Annotated in this window: 12 protein-coding genes; all 12 read right to left on the bottom strand. The window is 33.9% G+C overall.

Going from position 1 to position 14,548, the window contains the following annotated elements; genetic code table 11:
* Positions 1 to 94 precede the first annotated feature (94 nt).
* Entirely contained in the window at positions 95 to 562 is a 468-nt protein-coding gene (gene smpB, locus RT261_RS18310) for an SsrA-binding protein SmpB (RefSeq protein WP_313134549.1), read from the bottom strand.
* A 249-nt stretch (positions 563 to 811) separates the two neighbouring features.
* Positions 812 to 2,953 (bottom strand): ribonuclease R, encoded by a 2,142-nt coding sequence (gene rnr / locus RT261_RS18305; RefSeq protein ID WP_313134548.1) that lies wholly within the window; start codon positions 2,951 to 2,953, stop codon positions 812 to 814.
* 389 nt (positions 2,954 to 3,342) lie between these two features.
* A complete protein-coding gene (gene secG / locus RT261_RS18300) occupies positions 3,343 to 3,579 on the bottom strand; it encodes a preprotein translocase subunit SecG (protein ID WP_313134547.1) in 237 nt (78 codons plus the stop codon).
* Between the two features lie 101 nt (positions 3,580 to 3,680).
* A complete protein-coding gene (gene gpmI / locus RT261_RS18295) occupies positions 3,681 to 5,225 on the bottom strand; it encodes a 2,3-bisphosphoglycerate-independent phosphoglycerate mutase (RefSeq protein WP_313134546.1) in 1,545 nt (514 codons plus the stop codon).
* Positions 5,226 to 5,564: 339 nt separating this feature from the next.
* On the bottom strand, positions 5,565 to 6,311 hold the full coding sequence (gene tpiA / locus RT261_RS18290) for a triose-phosphate isomerase (RefSeq protein ID WP_313134545.1): 747 nt from the start codon (positions 6,309 to 6,311) through the stop codon (positions 5,565 to 5,567).
* Between the two features lie 399 nt (positions 6,312 to 6,710).
* A complete protein-coding gene (locus RT261_RS18285) occupies positions 6,711 to 7,904 on the bottom strand; it encodes a phosphoglycerate kinase (protein WP_313134544.1) in 1,194 nt (397 codons plus the stop codon).
* Between the two features lie 260 nt (positions 7,905 to 8,164).
* On the bottom strand, positions 8,165 to 9,175 hold the full coding sequence (gap, locus tag RT261_RS18280) for a type I glyceraldehyde-3-phosphate dehydrogenase (RefSeq protein WP_313134543.1): 1,011 nt from the start codon (positions 9,173 to 9,175) through the stop codon (positions 8,165 to 8,167).
* Positions 9,176 to 9,544: 369 nt separating this feature from the next.
* A complete protein-coding gene (locus RT261_RS18275; RefSeq protein ID WP_313134542.1) occupies positions 9,545 to 9,802 on the bottom strand; it encodes a spore coat protein in 258 nt (85 codons plus the stop codon).
* Positions 9,803 to 9,814: 12 nt separating this feature from the next.
* Positions 9,815 to 10,000 carry a hypothetical protein gene (locus RT261_RS18270; protein WP_313134541.1) on the bottom strand — a complete coding sequence of 62 codons (186 nt, stop codon included), beginning with the start codon at positions 9,998 to 10,000 and terminating at the stop codon, positions 9,815 to 9,817.
* 201 nt (positions 10,001 to 10,201) lie between these two features.
* On the bottom strand, positions 10,202 to 11,638 hold the full coding sequence (gene glgA, locus RT261_RS18265) for a glycogen synthase GlgA (RefSeq protein ID WP_313134540.1): 1,437 nt from the start codon (positions 11,636 to 11,638) through the stop codon (positions 10,202 to 10,204).
* Positions 11,639 to 11,834: 196 nt separating this feature from the next.
* On the bottom strand, positions 11,835 to 12,638 hold the full coding sequence (gene spo0A / locus RT261_RS18260; RefSeq protein ID WP_313134539.1) for a sporulation transcription factor Spo0A: 804 nt from the start codon (positions 12,636 to 12,638) through the stop codon (positions 11,835 to 11,837).
* Positions 12,639 to 13,247: 609 nt separating this feature from the next.
* Complete coding sequence (gene spoIVB, locus RT261_RS18255; RefSeq protein ID WP_313134538.1) at positions 13,248 to 14,540, bottom strand: SpoIVB peptidase; 1,293 nt, start codon at positions 14,538 to 14,540, stop codon at positions 13,248 to 13,250.
* Positions 14,541 to 14,548: the final 8 nt, after the last annotated feature.

Here is a 14,548-nt window from a genome sequence, read left to right as displayed (position 1 = left end):
AATAAATTAAGTCATTATGAAAGCCCCAGTAACACTTTCTGAGTTCTCTACACCCTCCAGGCAAAGCGTCCTGCTGCAACAAATTTTTATTAGTCTAATATAAATTCTTTACTTTGAAGTCTTTTTCTGCTTCACGGCGCTGGTCTTTTTTAGCTATGTCTTCACGTTTATCATAAAGCTTTTTACCTCTTGCTAAACCGATTTCTACTTTTACCAGGCTGCCTTTAAAGTATACGGTAAGGGGAACTACTGTGTATCCCTTTTGCGCAATCTTACCCATTATTTTATTAATTTCATAATTATGAAGTAATAGCTTTTTAATACGCAAAGGGTCTTTATTAAATATATTACCTTTTTCATATGGGCTGATGTGCATGTTATATACGTATACTTCCCCGTTTTCTATACGGATATAGGCTTCTTTTATACTGCATTTTCCCATACGCAAGGATTTTACCTCGGTACCATGCAGAACGATTCCTGCTTCATAGGTATCTTCAATAAAATAGTCAAACCTTGCTTTTTTATTGTTAGAAATCATTTTAATACTTTCTTTTGACATATATCCTCCCAACAATTAGATTCTATACTAATTGCTTATAACAAAGTAGTTTACAACCTTTCAATACAAAATTTAATTTCTTATCAATGTTACTTACATTTCAGCTTTTGTATTTTCTTTATTCCTATTTCTCTCATGTAATTTATTCTGCTTTATTTAAACTATTTTTTTATTTCATTTCATATTTTAAAGCTTCTTGCTTATAGCTTTTTGCTCATTTAATGAATCCTTACAGTTTTTTTGGTCTGCTTATGGTTCCTCTAATGTTTCTTCTACCAAAGCAAAATCAATGGTTTTCATAAGCATATCCGTTCCTATTACTTCTACGGTGACCTTTTGGCCTAATTTGAAGGTCCTTCTGGTGTGCTCTCCGGTCATGGAATAGGTTCCTTCATCGTAGATATAATAATCATCTTGTAAATCAACCACTTTAATCATACCTTCCACTGTATTAGGCAGTTCCACATACATACCCCAGGAAGTAATTCCGGAGATGACGCCTTCAAAAGTATGGCCTATAAAGCCACTCATATACTCTACTTTCTTAAGTTTTTCCACGTCTCGTTCTGCATCATCAGCACGGCGTTCAAATAAACTGGTTTGTCTGGCAACGTCAGGTAAGATTTTATTATAATGTTTGATTCTTTTCTCCCTTAAGCCCCCGCGGAGATTTTCTTTTATGATTCGATGAATTTGTAGATCCGGATATCTTCTAATTGGTGAAGTAAAATGACAATAGTATCTGGTAGCTAATCCAAAATGCCCGTCACTGTCGGTAGTATATTTAGCACGTTTCATGGACCGTAAGGTTAATCGACTGATTAATGCTTCTTCCGGAGTTCCTTCTATTTTTGATAGTAATTTCTGCAATTCCTTGGGATGTATTTCATCTTGGCCGACTTTAATGTGATATCCAAAATTATTAATAAATATGCCTAATTGCTGGATTTTTTCGGAATCGGGTTTTTCATGACTACGATAAAGGAAAGGAAGCTCCTGCCAAAAGAAATCTTCTGCTATGGTCTCATTAGCTAGCAACATAAAGTCTTCTATAATTTTGGTTGCCGTATTTCTTTCATAAGGTTTTATATCAATTGGATGCCCACTTTTATCTAATAAGATTTTACTTTCCGGAAAATCAAAATCAATAGAGCCTCGTTTTCTTCTCTTTTCGCGAAGAATATCTGCCAATTCTTTCATTAACAGGAACATAGGAACCAGTTCTTCATATTCTTTCATTTCCTCTTGGTCATGATCTTCTAAGATTTTTCTTACACTGGTGTAGGTCATCCTTCGGTCTACGTTGATAACGGTTTCTGCTATTTCATGCCCAACTACATTTCCCTTGTCATCAATATCCATAAAGCAGCTAAGTGCTAAACGGTCGGTTCCCTGATTTAATGAGCATATTCCATTGGATAGTTTATGAGGAAGCATGGGAATAACCCGGTCTACCAAATACACACTGGTTCCTCGTTTCAGAGCTTCTTTATCCATAGAAGAATCTTCTGTAACATAGTTGGTGACATCCGCAATATGAACACCTAATCTATATAGATTACCTTCTTGGGATATGGTTATAGCGTCATCTAAATCTTTCGCATCTTCCCCGTCAATGGTAACGGTTTGTAAATGGCGGATATCCTTTCTTCCTGCCATATCCTTGGAATCAATTTCATCAGGAACAGATTCCACCTGTTTCATAACCTCATCAGGGAATTCAACGGGCAGCTCATAGGCCATAATTACTGATAGAATATCCACTCCCGGATCATTCATATGTCCAAGAATCTCAACTATTTTTCCTTCCGGATTTTTCTCCTGATTTCCAAAATCAGTTATTTTAACAACCACCTTATGACCGGTAACTGCGCCTTTTGTATGTTCTTTGGGAATGAATATATCTTTACCAAGCTTTTGGTTGTCCGCAACTACAAAGCCAAAATTCTTGCTTTTTTCAAAGGTTCCAACAACTGTTGTTAACCCTCTCTCAATAATACGGATAATTTCCCCTTCTCTTCTTTTCCCTGTTTTTTCTTCCTTTATACTGACTAATACCTTGTCATTGTGAAGTGCACCTCTTGTACTGTTTTCCGGAATAAATATATCATCTTCTTCCCCCTCCACAATAACAAATCCAAAACCCCTTTGGGTGCCGGAGAATATTCCTGTTTTAGTGTTTTCTTCTGCCGCTTTATATTTACCTTTCACATCTACCAGTATTTTACCCTCATCTTGTAAAGATAACAGCACTTCTTTCAAATCCTGTTTTTCCGAACGAGGTACCTGTAATATATTACATAGTTCTTTAAATTTCATAGGCTGGTACTCTTTGCTATTTATAAATTCTAATAGAATCTTCTTTTTTTCGTTAAGTACGAAACTGTCCATAAAGCCTCCAAATCTTTAAGCTGTTACACTTAAAAACATTCTAAAATTATAGGTTTATAGTGTAGTATACCATAATTCTCCTACAAATAATACAAATACTTTCGTATATTTTAAAGCATTTTTAAAAAGAGTTTGCTTAGCAAACTCTAAAGTAATATGAACTCATTAGTAGTAGGTGTTCTTTTGTTCCACAGATACATGATTTCTGGACCTTACAAATTTAAACCCATAAGCAACAGCTGTTTTTTTGTTCCTAACTGCTTGCAGATTATCTGGATCAACAATTAAGCTCATTAACATCTGGTGTTCTTTCCCATGTTTTTCCTTAATCAGCCAGAACCATTAATAAAAGCACTCCACAATAGTAGAGTGCTTTATTTTGTCTCATATTAAAGTAAATTAAGTACCACGGAAAGAACAATAAATCCTACAGCAAGACCTTTTGTAAATTTCTCCAAAGCGCCTTCCATAGAACGCCCTTTATTCTTACCCCAGTAGGTTTCAGTAGCACCGCCGCCAATAGCGCCTAAACCTGCAGATTTGCCCTCTTGCATTAAAACTACGATTACTAATGCGATACAAATCAGAACGTAAACAACTGTTACGATCACTTTTAGTATATCCATCATTACACCTCCTAAAGCTAAAGGTAATTCTACCATACTAAGCCAAAGATTTCAACTACTTTTTGTACAAGTCAAATCATCAGAAAAAGATTATTTTCCGATTATTTTCTTACTAATAAAGACTTTCCTGTCATTTCTGCAGGTTGTTCCATACCCATCATTTCGATTAAAGTAGGAGCAATATCAGCTAAGCAGCCACCTTCCTTTAAGGTATAATCTTTATCATAATTTACTAATATAAATGGTACATCATTGGTAGTATGTGCTGTGAATGGTTCTCCGTTGTTGTAATCGATTAATTGTTCAACATTACCATGATCTGCACAGATAAACATCTGGCCATCTACTGAAAGTAAAGCGTCACATGCCATTTCTACACATTTATCTACTGTTTCCACTGCTTTAACAGCAGCATCCTGAATTCCAGTATGTCCTACCATGTCCGGATTTGCAAAATTTACGATAATAACATCATATTTTTGAGATTTAATTCCTGTCACAAGATTCTCAGCCACTTCAAATGCGCTCATTTCAGGCTGTAAATCATAAGTCGCAACCTTAGGTGATTTAACCAGGATTCTTTCTTCTCCTTCATTAGGAACTTCCACTCCTCCATTGAAGAAGAATGTAACATGGGCATATTTCTCAGTTTCTGCAAGTCTTAATTGTGTTTTATGATTAGCAGCTAAGAATTCTCCAAAAGTATTTTCCACAGATACTTTATGGAAAGCAACTATTTTATTTTCAATTGTTACATCATATTCTGAGAAGCATACATAAGTTAATGGGAATCTTCCATTTTCTCTCTTAAATCCGTCAAACTTATCATCACAGAAAGCTCTTGTAATTTCTCTTGCACGGTCAGGTCTGAAGTTAAAGAAGATAATAGAATCATTTTCTTTAATAGTAGCAACAGGCTTTCCATTCTCCATAACAACAGTAGGCACAACAAATTCATCGTTATTGCCAGCATCGTAAGATTGTTGTATTGCTTCAACTCCAGAAGATGCAGTTTCACCTTTGCCTAAAACCATTGCATTATAAGCTTTCTCTACTCTGTCCCATCTATTATCACGGTCCATTACATAGTAACGTCCCATAACAGTTGCAATTTTGCCTACTCCCAAAGCTTCCATTTTATCTGTTAATTCTTCAGCATAACCTTTTCCTGATGTGGGAGGGGTATCTCTTCCGTCTAAAAATGCATGCACATAGATATTGGTTAAGCCTTCCTTTTTTGCCAATTCCAATAAAGCATACAAGTGAGTGATATGGCTATGAACACCGCCATCTGATAATAAGCCATATAAGTGAAGGGCAGAGTTATTTTTCTTACAATTGCTGATAGCTTCTAAGAAAGCTTCATTTTTGAAAAAATCTCCGTCTTGAATTTCTTTTGTTATTCTAGTCAATTCCTGATATACAATTCTACCGGCACCCATATTCAAGTGACCTACTTCTGAATTACCCATCTGACCTTCCGGAAGACCTACTGCCATTCCGCTGGCATTACCACGAACAAATGGATATTCTTTCATAAGTTTATTCATAACCGGTGTATTAGCTAATTTAATTGCATTTCCTTCTGTCTTTTCATTTAATCCATAGCCATCTAATATCATTAAAACCGTTGGTTTTTTACTCATAATCATCGCTCCTTTACATTTAAATCTTTAGGTATCAAGTCATAATAGCATAATTTCTTCCATAAGTCAAAACGATTTACAAAAGATATTAATACGAATTTACAATAAGAAATCTTAATCAAAACACTTTGAAAATTATATAAAAAACCTTTTTCTGAAGTTCTTTAAAGACTTCAAAATGGAAATTCGTATAATGAATTCTTATATAGAGTTATTCACCCTATATAAGATAGGTTGATTTCATTCTAAGAGTGCATTTCCTGTAAATGAGCTTATGTAAAGTATCTCATACCTTTGAGATTCTTCGCCTTGCAGATTCAGAATGACAATCAAATTATATTATTTATAATTCACAATTTTTCCAAAATCAGGTTTTAAACTTGCTCCGCCTACTAAGCCACCATCAATATCTGGCTGTGCAAATAATTCAGGAGCACTTGATGCAGATACACTTCCGCCGTATTGAATGCGGATTGCTTCTGCGGTAGCTTCATCATATATTTCTGCAATACATTCACGAATTGCTTTACACACTTCTTGGGCTTGCTCTGTTGTTGCTACCTTACCAGTTCCAATTGCCCAGATTGGTTCATAAGCAATAACTGCTTTTTTAGCATTTTCTGTAGTTACATTTAAAAATGCTATTTTAATCTGCTGACGGATAAAGTCGATGGTTACACCCTGCTCTCTCTGAGTTAAGGTTTCACCGCAACATACGATTGGAGTTAAATCATGTTCAAATGCTTTTAATACTTTTTTATTTACTGTTTCATCTGTCTCAGCAAAATACTCTCTTCTTTCAGAATGTCCGATGATAACGTATTTTACACCAACGTCTGTCAGCATATTAGCAGCTATTTCTCCTGTATATGCACCACTTTCTTCAAAATGCATATTTTCAGCGCCGATTTGTATATTAGTACCTTTCGCTGCTTCCACTGCTGTTGTCAATGATATAGCCGGTACACAAAATACAACATCCACATCATTACTTGCTACTAAAGGCTTTAATTCATTAATTAATGTAACTGTCTCCCTTGGAGTTTTGTTCATTTTCCAGTTACCTGCAATTATTTTTCTACGCATTTTTCCTCCATTCCTGCGCACATTTTTGCGCATCTGAAATTTTGTGCAAACGCAATCTGTAGATCTGCATTTTAAAAACCTAAGCACAAAACATTGTGTGAAATGCTCTTCTTCACACTTCCAAACATGATGTCGCTCTGCGACATCACAAATAATGGATGAAGAAGTTCACAAGAGAATTCCACTGGATTCTCTTGTTGGAGTTCTTCCTGTGTGAAACTTAGAAATTCTTAGTCAGCGTACTGTGCTGGCTTAGTATTTCTTTTCACACTTCTACCTTTTTACAAAATATATTTTGTAATTCAATATTTTTATGATAGAAACCACATAGAGGTTGTTGCTATCTGTTATATAAAACAACTTGCAGCAACAACCCTTATTAGTCATGAAAATATAATATTATTTATCGTTAGCTGCTGCAACACCAGGAAGTTCTTTGCCTTCTAAGAATTCCAGAGAAGCTCCGCCACCAGTTGAAATATGAGTCATCTTATCGCCGAAACCTAATTGATTTACAGCTGCTGCGGAATCTCCACCACCAATAATAGTAGTTGCATCGATTTCTGCTAATGCTTTTGCTACTGCAATAGTACCTTTTGCAAAGTTAGGTAATTCGAATACGCCCATAGGTCCATTCCAAACAACAGTCTTAGCATCTTTTATAGCATCTGTATATAACTGACGTGTTTTTTCACCAATATCAAGGCCTTCCCAGTCAGCAGGTATCTCGCCGCGGCCTACTGTCTTAAATTCTGTATCGTTAGAGAATTCCTGAGCAATAACAGTATCAACAGGAATTAATAAATTAACTCCTTTTTGTTTTGCTTTATCCATCATTTCTCTTGCATATTCAAGATAGTCTTCTTCTAATAAAGATTTACCTACTTCTTCTCCTAATGCTTTCATGAAGGTATAAGCCATACCACCACCAATGATTAAAGTATCAACTTTATCTAATAGGTTGTTGATAACAGAAATCTTACTGGATACTTTAGAGCCACCAAGGATAGCAACAAATGGTCTCTTAGGAGTATCTACTGCATTTCCTAAGAAATCAATTTCTTTTTGCATTAAATAACCTACAACAGCAGTATCAACAAATTGTGTTACACCAACATTGGAGCAATGTGCTCTATGAGCAGTACCAAAAGCATCATTTACAAATACATCGCAAAGAGAAGCTAATTCTTTACTGAATTCTTCACCATTTTTTGTTTCTTCTGCTCTATAACGGGTATTTTCAAGAAGTACAACTTCTCCTTCTTTCATAGCAGCAACAGCTGCTTTTGCATTCTCACCTACTACATTAGGATCTGCAGCAAATTTAATTGGTTGTCCAAGAAGTTCAGCAAGTCTTACTGCAACCGGTGCTAAAGTTAATTCTGGTTTTGGTTCTCCCTTTGGTTTTCCTAAATGAGAGCAAAGAATAATCTTTCCACCGTCATTAATTAATTTCTTTATAGTTGGAAGTGCTGCAACAAGACGGTTTTCGTCTGTAATTTTGCCTTCCTGAAGAGGTACGTTAAAGTCGCATCTGACTAAAACTCTTTTTCCTTTTACGTTAATATCATCTACTGATTTTTTATTTAGCATATGTGTAGCTCCTTTCAGCATGTTATAATAAAAAATAAAGGTCCGGTTTTCATAGATAAGCTGGGTTCGGTAAACGTTCCCAGACTTATATACAAAGACCGGACCCATAATCGGATCAATATTATGATGTTTTAAGTAAACTATTGTCCACTTTTGTTCGTAAACGATTCTAATCCGTTAAATAATTACGTATTATGTCAATTGGTATTATACCAAATTATACAATTACGTATTATACTAATTAGATTATGCTAATCAAATTATGCTAATTCTGCAAAATACTTAATTGTTCTAACCATCTGGCTGGTATAAGAATTTTCATTATCATACCATGCAACAGTTTTAACTAATGATTGACCGTTTCCAAGATCAGTTACTTTTGTCTGAGTTCCATCGAATAAAGATCCTTCTGAAATACCAACAATATCAGAAGATACGATTTCTTCTTCGGTATATCCGAAAGATGGATTAGCTGCTGCTTTCATAGCTGCATTAACATCTGCTACTGTAACAGTGCCATTAACTACAGATACTAATTCTGTAACAGAACCGGTTGGTACTGGAACTCTTTGAGCTGCGCCGTCTAATTTACCTGCTAATTCAGGAATTACTAAACCAATTGCTTTTGCTGCACCAGTTGAGTTAGGAACGATATTAACAGCTGCCGCACGTGCTCTTCTTAAATCGCCTTTTCTATGTGGTCCGTCTAATACCATTTGATCTCCGGTATATGCATGAATAGTAGTCATGAATCCTTTTTGGATAGGAGCTAATTTATTCAAAGTATGAGCCATAGGAGCTAAGCAGTTTGTAGTACAAGAAGCTGCGGAAATAATAGTGTCTTCAGCCTTTAAAGTACCTTCATTAACACCAAATACAACTGTAGGAAGATCATTACCAGCTGGAGCTGAAATAACAACTTTCTTTGCACCTGCATCAACGTGAGCCTGTGCTTTTGCCTTTGAAGTATAGAAGCCTGTACACTCAAGTACTACATCTACACCGATTTGTCCCCAAGGGAGATTCTTTGCATCAGCTTCTGCATAAATTTTAATTTCTTTTCCATCAACAACGATAGATGCTTCTTTTGCTTCAACTGTATGATTTAAATATCTGCCTTGTGCTGAATCATATTTTAATAAGTGTGCTAACATTGCTGGGTTTGTTAAATCGTTAATAGCTACGACTTCATATCCTTCAGCGCCAAACATCTGTCTGAATGCAAGACGTCCAATACGTCCAAAACCATTAATTGCTACTTTTACTGCCATAATTATATTCCTCCTAAAAATATATTTATAATAAACTGCCTGATTGCTTCAAGAATAAGTATTTTTGCCCAAATATAGTTATGAAACAAGACAGTTATTAATCGTTAATGATTGATAAATTTTTCTCAAACCTCTTATATTTTACCTTTTTTAAGTGCAAAATTCAAGCGTAAAATAGGATTTGCTTTAATATTAATATTAATCACATATTTTTAATGTTATTATTAAAATATTTGTGCAAAAACACTGTAAAAAACATCCAATCTTGTACATCCCATACTATGTAACATTATCAACAAGTTATAATATGGTTATCCCCACCCTTACTAAAAGCTATTTAGCAAGAGTGTGATACCATATTCCAAGATATTATTGAGAAACTATGCTATTTATAGTACTCTTAACATCTGATATTTCCTGTTGAGTTGCCTGACTGGCTGGTTGATAATAATTTTTGTTTTTTGCAATTGTGTATAATTCATATTGGCATGTTTCGGATTGATTTCTCATTTGCTGTAATGTCTGGCGTAATTGCTGGTTATCTGTTTGTGTAATCATATCACTTAAAGATTTAATACCATTATTAATTGAATTTAAAGCATCTGTTACCATTGCTTGCTCTTGCATAGTAAAATCCTCCTATCTTAAGAATTGTAATAAGGTCTGTTTTTTCTGTGCAGCGGATTGACATTCTTTTTGGAAAAATTGTTTTACATTTGGATCTTGCGCACTTTCTGCATAAGCTTTATATTTTTCCATATCTGTCTCACTGAATAATAAAAGATGTCTTAAATTCTGTAATTCCATTTCTGTTAGGTTACCCATATTTTTTGTCCTCCTTTTGCTCATTAAAATACAGATAATTGCAGATGATTTTATTCATTCAACAGTTATCTATGAGTATTATTTCAAAGGAGGTATATTATTATTCTTATTTTACTTTTTTATTTATAGAATGAAGTGTTAATTCACGAACTTTCTTAACATTCATGAAATAACAAAATTTCCTTTTCTTTTGTCGTTTTATTATATTTTTTTATATAACTCTTCGTATTTTTTAGCTGAATTATTCCATGAAAAATCTTTAGCCATGCCTCTGTCAATGATTTTATTCCACTCACGCTTTTTAGAAAAAAATATTTTTTTGGCATAGTTAATGGTGGATAACATTTCATGGGCATTATAATTTTGAAAGCTAAAACCGGTTCCTGTCCCTTCATATTCATTATATGGTTCAACCGTATCCTTTAATCCGCCTGTCTCCCTGACAATTGGTACGGTTCCATATCTTAAGCTGATGAGCTGACTAAGCCCACATGGCTCAAATAGTGAAGGCATTAGAAATGCATCACAGGCAGCATATATTTTATGAGCTCTTTCATTGGAGTAAAAGATATTTGCAGATACTCTCTCTGGGTATTTCCACTGATAATGCCGGAATAAATTCTCATACTTTTCCTCTCCTGTTCCAAGCACTATAAGTTGAACATCTTCTGCACATATTTCCTCTATACAATAATCAATCAGATCCAAACCCTTTTGATCCGTTAACCTTGATACAATACCAATCACGAAGGCTTTATCATTAATTTTCAATCCCAATTCCTGCTGCAAAGCCCTTTTATTCTTTATTTTTTCTTTTCTAAAATTAAGAGAATTATAGTTTTTACTAATTAGTTCATCTGTTTTCGGATTGTACTCTTCATAGTCAATACCATTCACAATCCCCTCCAGTACATTGGATCTTGCATTTATTAATCCATCTAAACCTTCTCCATAGAAAGGCATTTTAATTTCATCTGCATAGGAATCACTGACGGTTGTAACAAAATCACTATATACAATGCCGCCTTTTAAGTAATTGGCATCTCCATAAGCCTCCAGCTTATCCGGAGTAAAATAGTATTCGGAAAGACCAGTAATATCCTTAACCGTCTTTACATCCCATACCCCTTGAAATTTTAAGTTATGTATTGTTATTACTGTTTTGATTCTTTTGTAAAAATCTCCTTCCACGAATCGGTCCTTTAAATAAACCGGAAGAAGTCCTGTCTGCCAATCATGACAATGTATAATATCCGGCTTAAATCCCACTAATCCAAGAACAGATAATGAAGCTTTGCAAAAGAAAGCAAATTTCTCAATATCCTCATATATATTTCCATAAGGAGTTGGCCCTGCAAAATAATACTCATTGTCGATAAAATAAAAGGTTATCCCGTCATAATCAAGCTGGAAAACCCCCACATATTGGTTTCTCCAAGCCAAATCCATATAAAAGTGAGTCAGGTACTTCATCTGTGCTTTATAAGATTCCGGTAATGCAGTATATTTGGGAAGCATAACACGAACATCAAATTCCTCTTTATTTATGTATTTTGGTAATGAACCAACTACATCAGCCAGTCCTCCGGTTTTTATAAACGGAACACATTCTGATGCAACAAAAAGAATATTTCTCATTGAATAGCCTTCCTCTCTAAAAAAATTACTTGGATACCATTATTATACATTAACTTATAATAATATGATAGCGAAAATTGATAGAAAATATAAAGATAGAAAAAATAAAAGTCATTCTGATAAGCAGAGGCTTTCCATAAAAACCTTTACTTACTCAGAATGACATGATTTTATTTCTTCTTCTCTATTTATACATTTATGCTCTTAGCTTATACTCTAAGCGAATTTTATCTGCAATCAAAGCAACAAATTCGGAATTGGTGGGTTTTCCCTTTCCATTACTTACAGTATACCCGAACAATTCATCTATAGTATCCATTTTACCCCTGCTCCAAGCTACTTCAATGGCATGTCTGATAGCTCTTTCAACTCTGCTGGGAGTTGTTTTATGCCGTTTCGCTATGGATGGATATAATAGTTTTGTTATCGAATTCAACATTTCGTTATCATTCACTGACATCATTATAGCATCTCTAAGATACTGATAACCTTTAATATGGGCCGGAACGCCTATCTCATGAATAATATTTGTAACATCGGATTCAAGGTTTCTCTCTCTGAAATTATCTTTGCTTTCATAAGTGCTGACTCTATGACTATCAACTAATTTACTATTATGTAAGTCACCTCTGACTTGCTTAATTCTTGAAAGCACCATATTGTTATCAAACGGTTTCATAATATAATAGCTGGCACCAAGTTCGAATGCATTTTCTGTAACGCCTTCTTGGCCTATTGCCGTAATTACGATAAAAGCTGGAGTTTTCTTAAATGATTCATCCATTCTTACTTTTTCCATAACTCCCAGTCCATCTAACTTTGGCATGATTAAATCTAATAGAACAACATCTGGTTTCTTCTCTTTGATTAATTCGAGCGCTTCCATACCATTGGAAGATGTTCCGGTAACTTCTATGTCGGAGTCACCTTTTAAGATATCAACCAAAAGATTTACAATACGCTCGTTATCATCTACAATTGCTACGTTAATTTTACCCACTTTAATACCTCCCAATGTTTAAACCTTATTATAACTAATAGAGTGCAAACTTTCTTGCAAAATTCTGCTTTTACTTCTAACCTAGTACCTCTAAAATGTTGATTGCATAATTTAAAACTCCCTCAACCTATAAATTATTGAACCAACAAATTTAAAGTCTTTTGCAAATATGATTGATAACTATTTTCAACTATCCTCCTTCCAAACATTATTTTCTATTATTTACCACTACACGTATCATATATTATATCGTATAAAAGATATTTAGTCAATAATTCCTAAAAAAACTTCCAAAAAATTGAATCATCGACAACATGACTATATATATTTGCAAAATATAGTTAGCTTTACATATTTAGTTTTTATTTCCCACAAATAAAAAACCAAATACAAATTGCAAGTTAAAGCTTACCATATTTGCATTATATACAGTAAATAACATATTATCAAATGTTTCTTATCGCATAAAACGACAAGAATATCTTAATTTAAGATTTTTTTCATCTTATTAATGCTATTTGTAAAAAATAATTAAAAAAATAGTAAAGATTAATTGATTATTATCAACATTTATATGAAAATTTTCACAAATCCCGTCGATAATTTTTTTCATTCCATACCATCTAAGTTATATATCATATTTTCAATAAATGTACCGTAACCTTTGGTAGAATCTTGTATAAATACATGAGTTACAGCACCTATAATTTTACCATTTTGTATAATTGGACTGCCACTCATACCTTGCACAATTCCCCCTGTTAAGCTTAAAAGTTCCTCATCTACAATATTAATGACCATTCCTTTGTTAGAATTTGAGTTATTTAGGTCAATTTTCTTTATTTCTATTTTATACTCTTTTACTTCATCTTCGACACAACTTAGAATGGTTGCCGGTCCTAATGTGACTTCCTGCTTCAAGCCTATTGGAATAAAATCATGCTGGGCAGCATTTACATAGTTTTCTGTGATAGATCCAAAGATACCTTGATTTGTATTCTTCTTTATTTTACCTATTTTGTTGAATTCATTTTGATTGATAACACCTATTAATTCACCGGGAGCCCCTTGTCTTCCCTTAATAATCGTCATGATTTCTGCATTATATAAATAACCCTGTTGAATTTCCATGATTAAACTTGTATCAACATCTGTAATACCATGACCTAGCGCACCAAACTCACCTTCTCTTGTAGTAAAAGTCATAGTGCCGATTCCTTGGGTATTATCTCTGATCCAAGTGCCAATCTTATATTCTCCATCTGCAGTTTTTACCGGTGTAATCTTGTATTGAATAATTTCTTCATTTCTTCTTATATCCAACAGCAAATCCCGTCCATCACAATTTTGAATCAATTGTATTAATTCTTCTTTGCTATTGATGGGTACTTGATTAATAGCTGTAATATAGTCTCCGGACTTTAATTTATTTAGGGAAGGCTCATAATTTAGTCCATCTGCTGCATTAATTGCTCCTGTTCCCAGTACCATCACACCATCTGTCTCAACATAGATTCCAATGGGTGCACCGCTTGGTCTTAATTCCTTATCTTCTACAACACCAATTTCAATTTTTTTAAATTCCAGAAATCCAAAAAGTTTTAAACTGATTGTGTATTGTCCTAATTCCGTTGATTTAATAGTAAAAGGTTTATTTAGGTCTATTTTTATTTGATTGGCGGGAATTTTCTTATTGTTTACACTAATAACTCCAATGTTTTCATTTGTAAAATCAGCTTGGAACGGCAAATTAAAATTAAATTGTTCATCTTCTCCTATTTTAATTCTTATTTTGTCAGGAATGCTTCTATATAGCCTTTTATATGCAAAAATAAGAATTACAAAAACATTAATAGCAAATAGGAGAAGAAGTATTTTTCGGTAAATTGATTTTTTCTTCATGTTTCAAC

It is taken from the genome of Anaerocolumna sp., from assembly GCF_032079385.1.
GTDB lineage: Bacteria > Bacillota > Clostridia > Lachnospirales > Lachnospiraceae > Anaerocolumna.
The sequence above is the reverse complement of the archived record's forward strand: the minus strand, read 5'-3'. Positions and strand labels throughout refer to the sequence as shown.

What these genes read in the sequence shown, in the direction of transcription:
- rnr (WP_313134548.1), bottom strand. Translation starts at nt 2,953, where the DNA reads ATGGACAGTTTCGTACTTAACGAAAAAAAGAAGATTCTATTAGAATTT.
- gap (WP_313134543.1), bottom strand. Translation starts at nt 9,175, where the DNA reads ATGGCAGTAAAAGTAGCAATTAATGGTTTTGGACGTATTGGACGTCTT.
- RT261_RS18285 (WP_313134544.1), bottom strand. Translation starts at nt 7,904, where the DNA reads ATGCTAAATAAAAAATCAGTAGATGATATTAACGTAAAAGGAAAAAGA.
- RT261_RS18270 (WP_313134541.1), bottom strand. Translation starts at nt 10,000, where the DNA reads ATGGGTAACCTAACAGAAATGGAATTACAGAATTTAAGACATCTTTTA.
- tpiA (WP_313134545.1), bottom strand. Translation starts at nt 6,311, where the DNA reads ATGCGTAGAAAAATAATTGCAGGTAACTGGAAAATGAACAAAACTCCA.
- glgA (WP_313134540.1), bottom strand. Translation starts at nt 11,638, where the DNA reads ATGAGAAATATTCTTTTTGTTGCATCAGAATGTGTTCCGTTTATAAAA.
- smpB (WP_313134549.1), bottom strand. Translation starts at nt 562, where the DNA reads ATGTCAAAAGAAAGTATTAAAATGATTTCTAACAATAAAAAAGCAAGG.
- spoIVB (WP_313134538.1), bottom strand. Translation starts at nt 14,540, where the DNA reads ATGAAGAAAAAATCAATTTACCGAAAAATACTTCTTCTCCTATTTGCT.
- gpmI (WP_313134546.1), bottom strand. Translation starts at nt 5,225, where the DNA reads ATGAGTAAAAAACCAACGGTTTTAATGATATTAGATGGCTATGGATTA.
- RT261_RS18275 (WP_313134542.1), bottom strand. Translation starts at nt 9,802, where the DNA reads ATGCAAGAGCAAGCAATGGTAACAGATGCTTTAAATTCAATTAATAAT.
- secG (WP_313134547.1), bottom strand. Translation starts at nt 3,579, where the DNA reads ATGGATATACTAAAAGTGATCGTAACAGTTGTTTACGTTCTGATTTGT.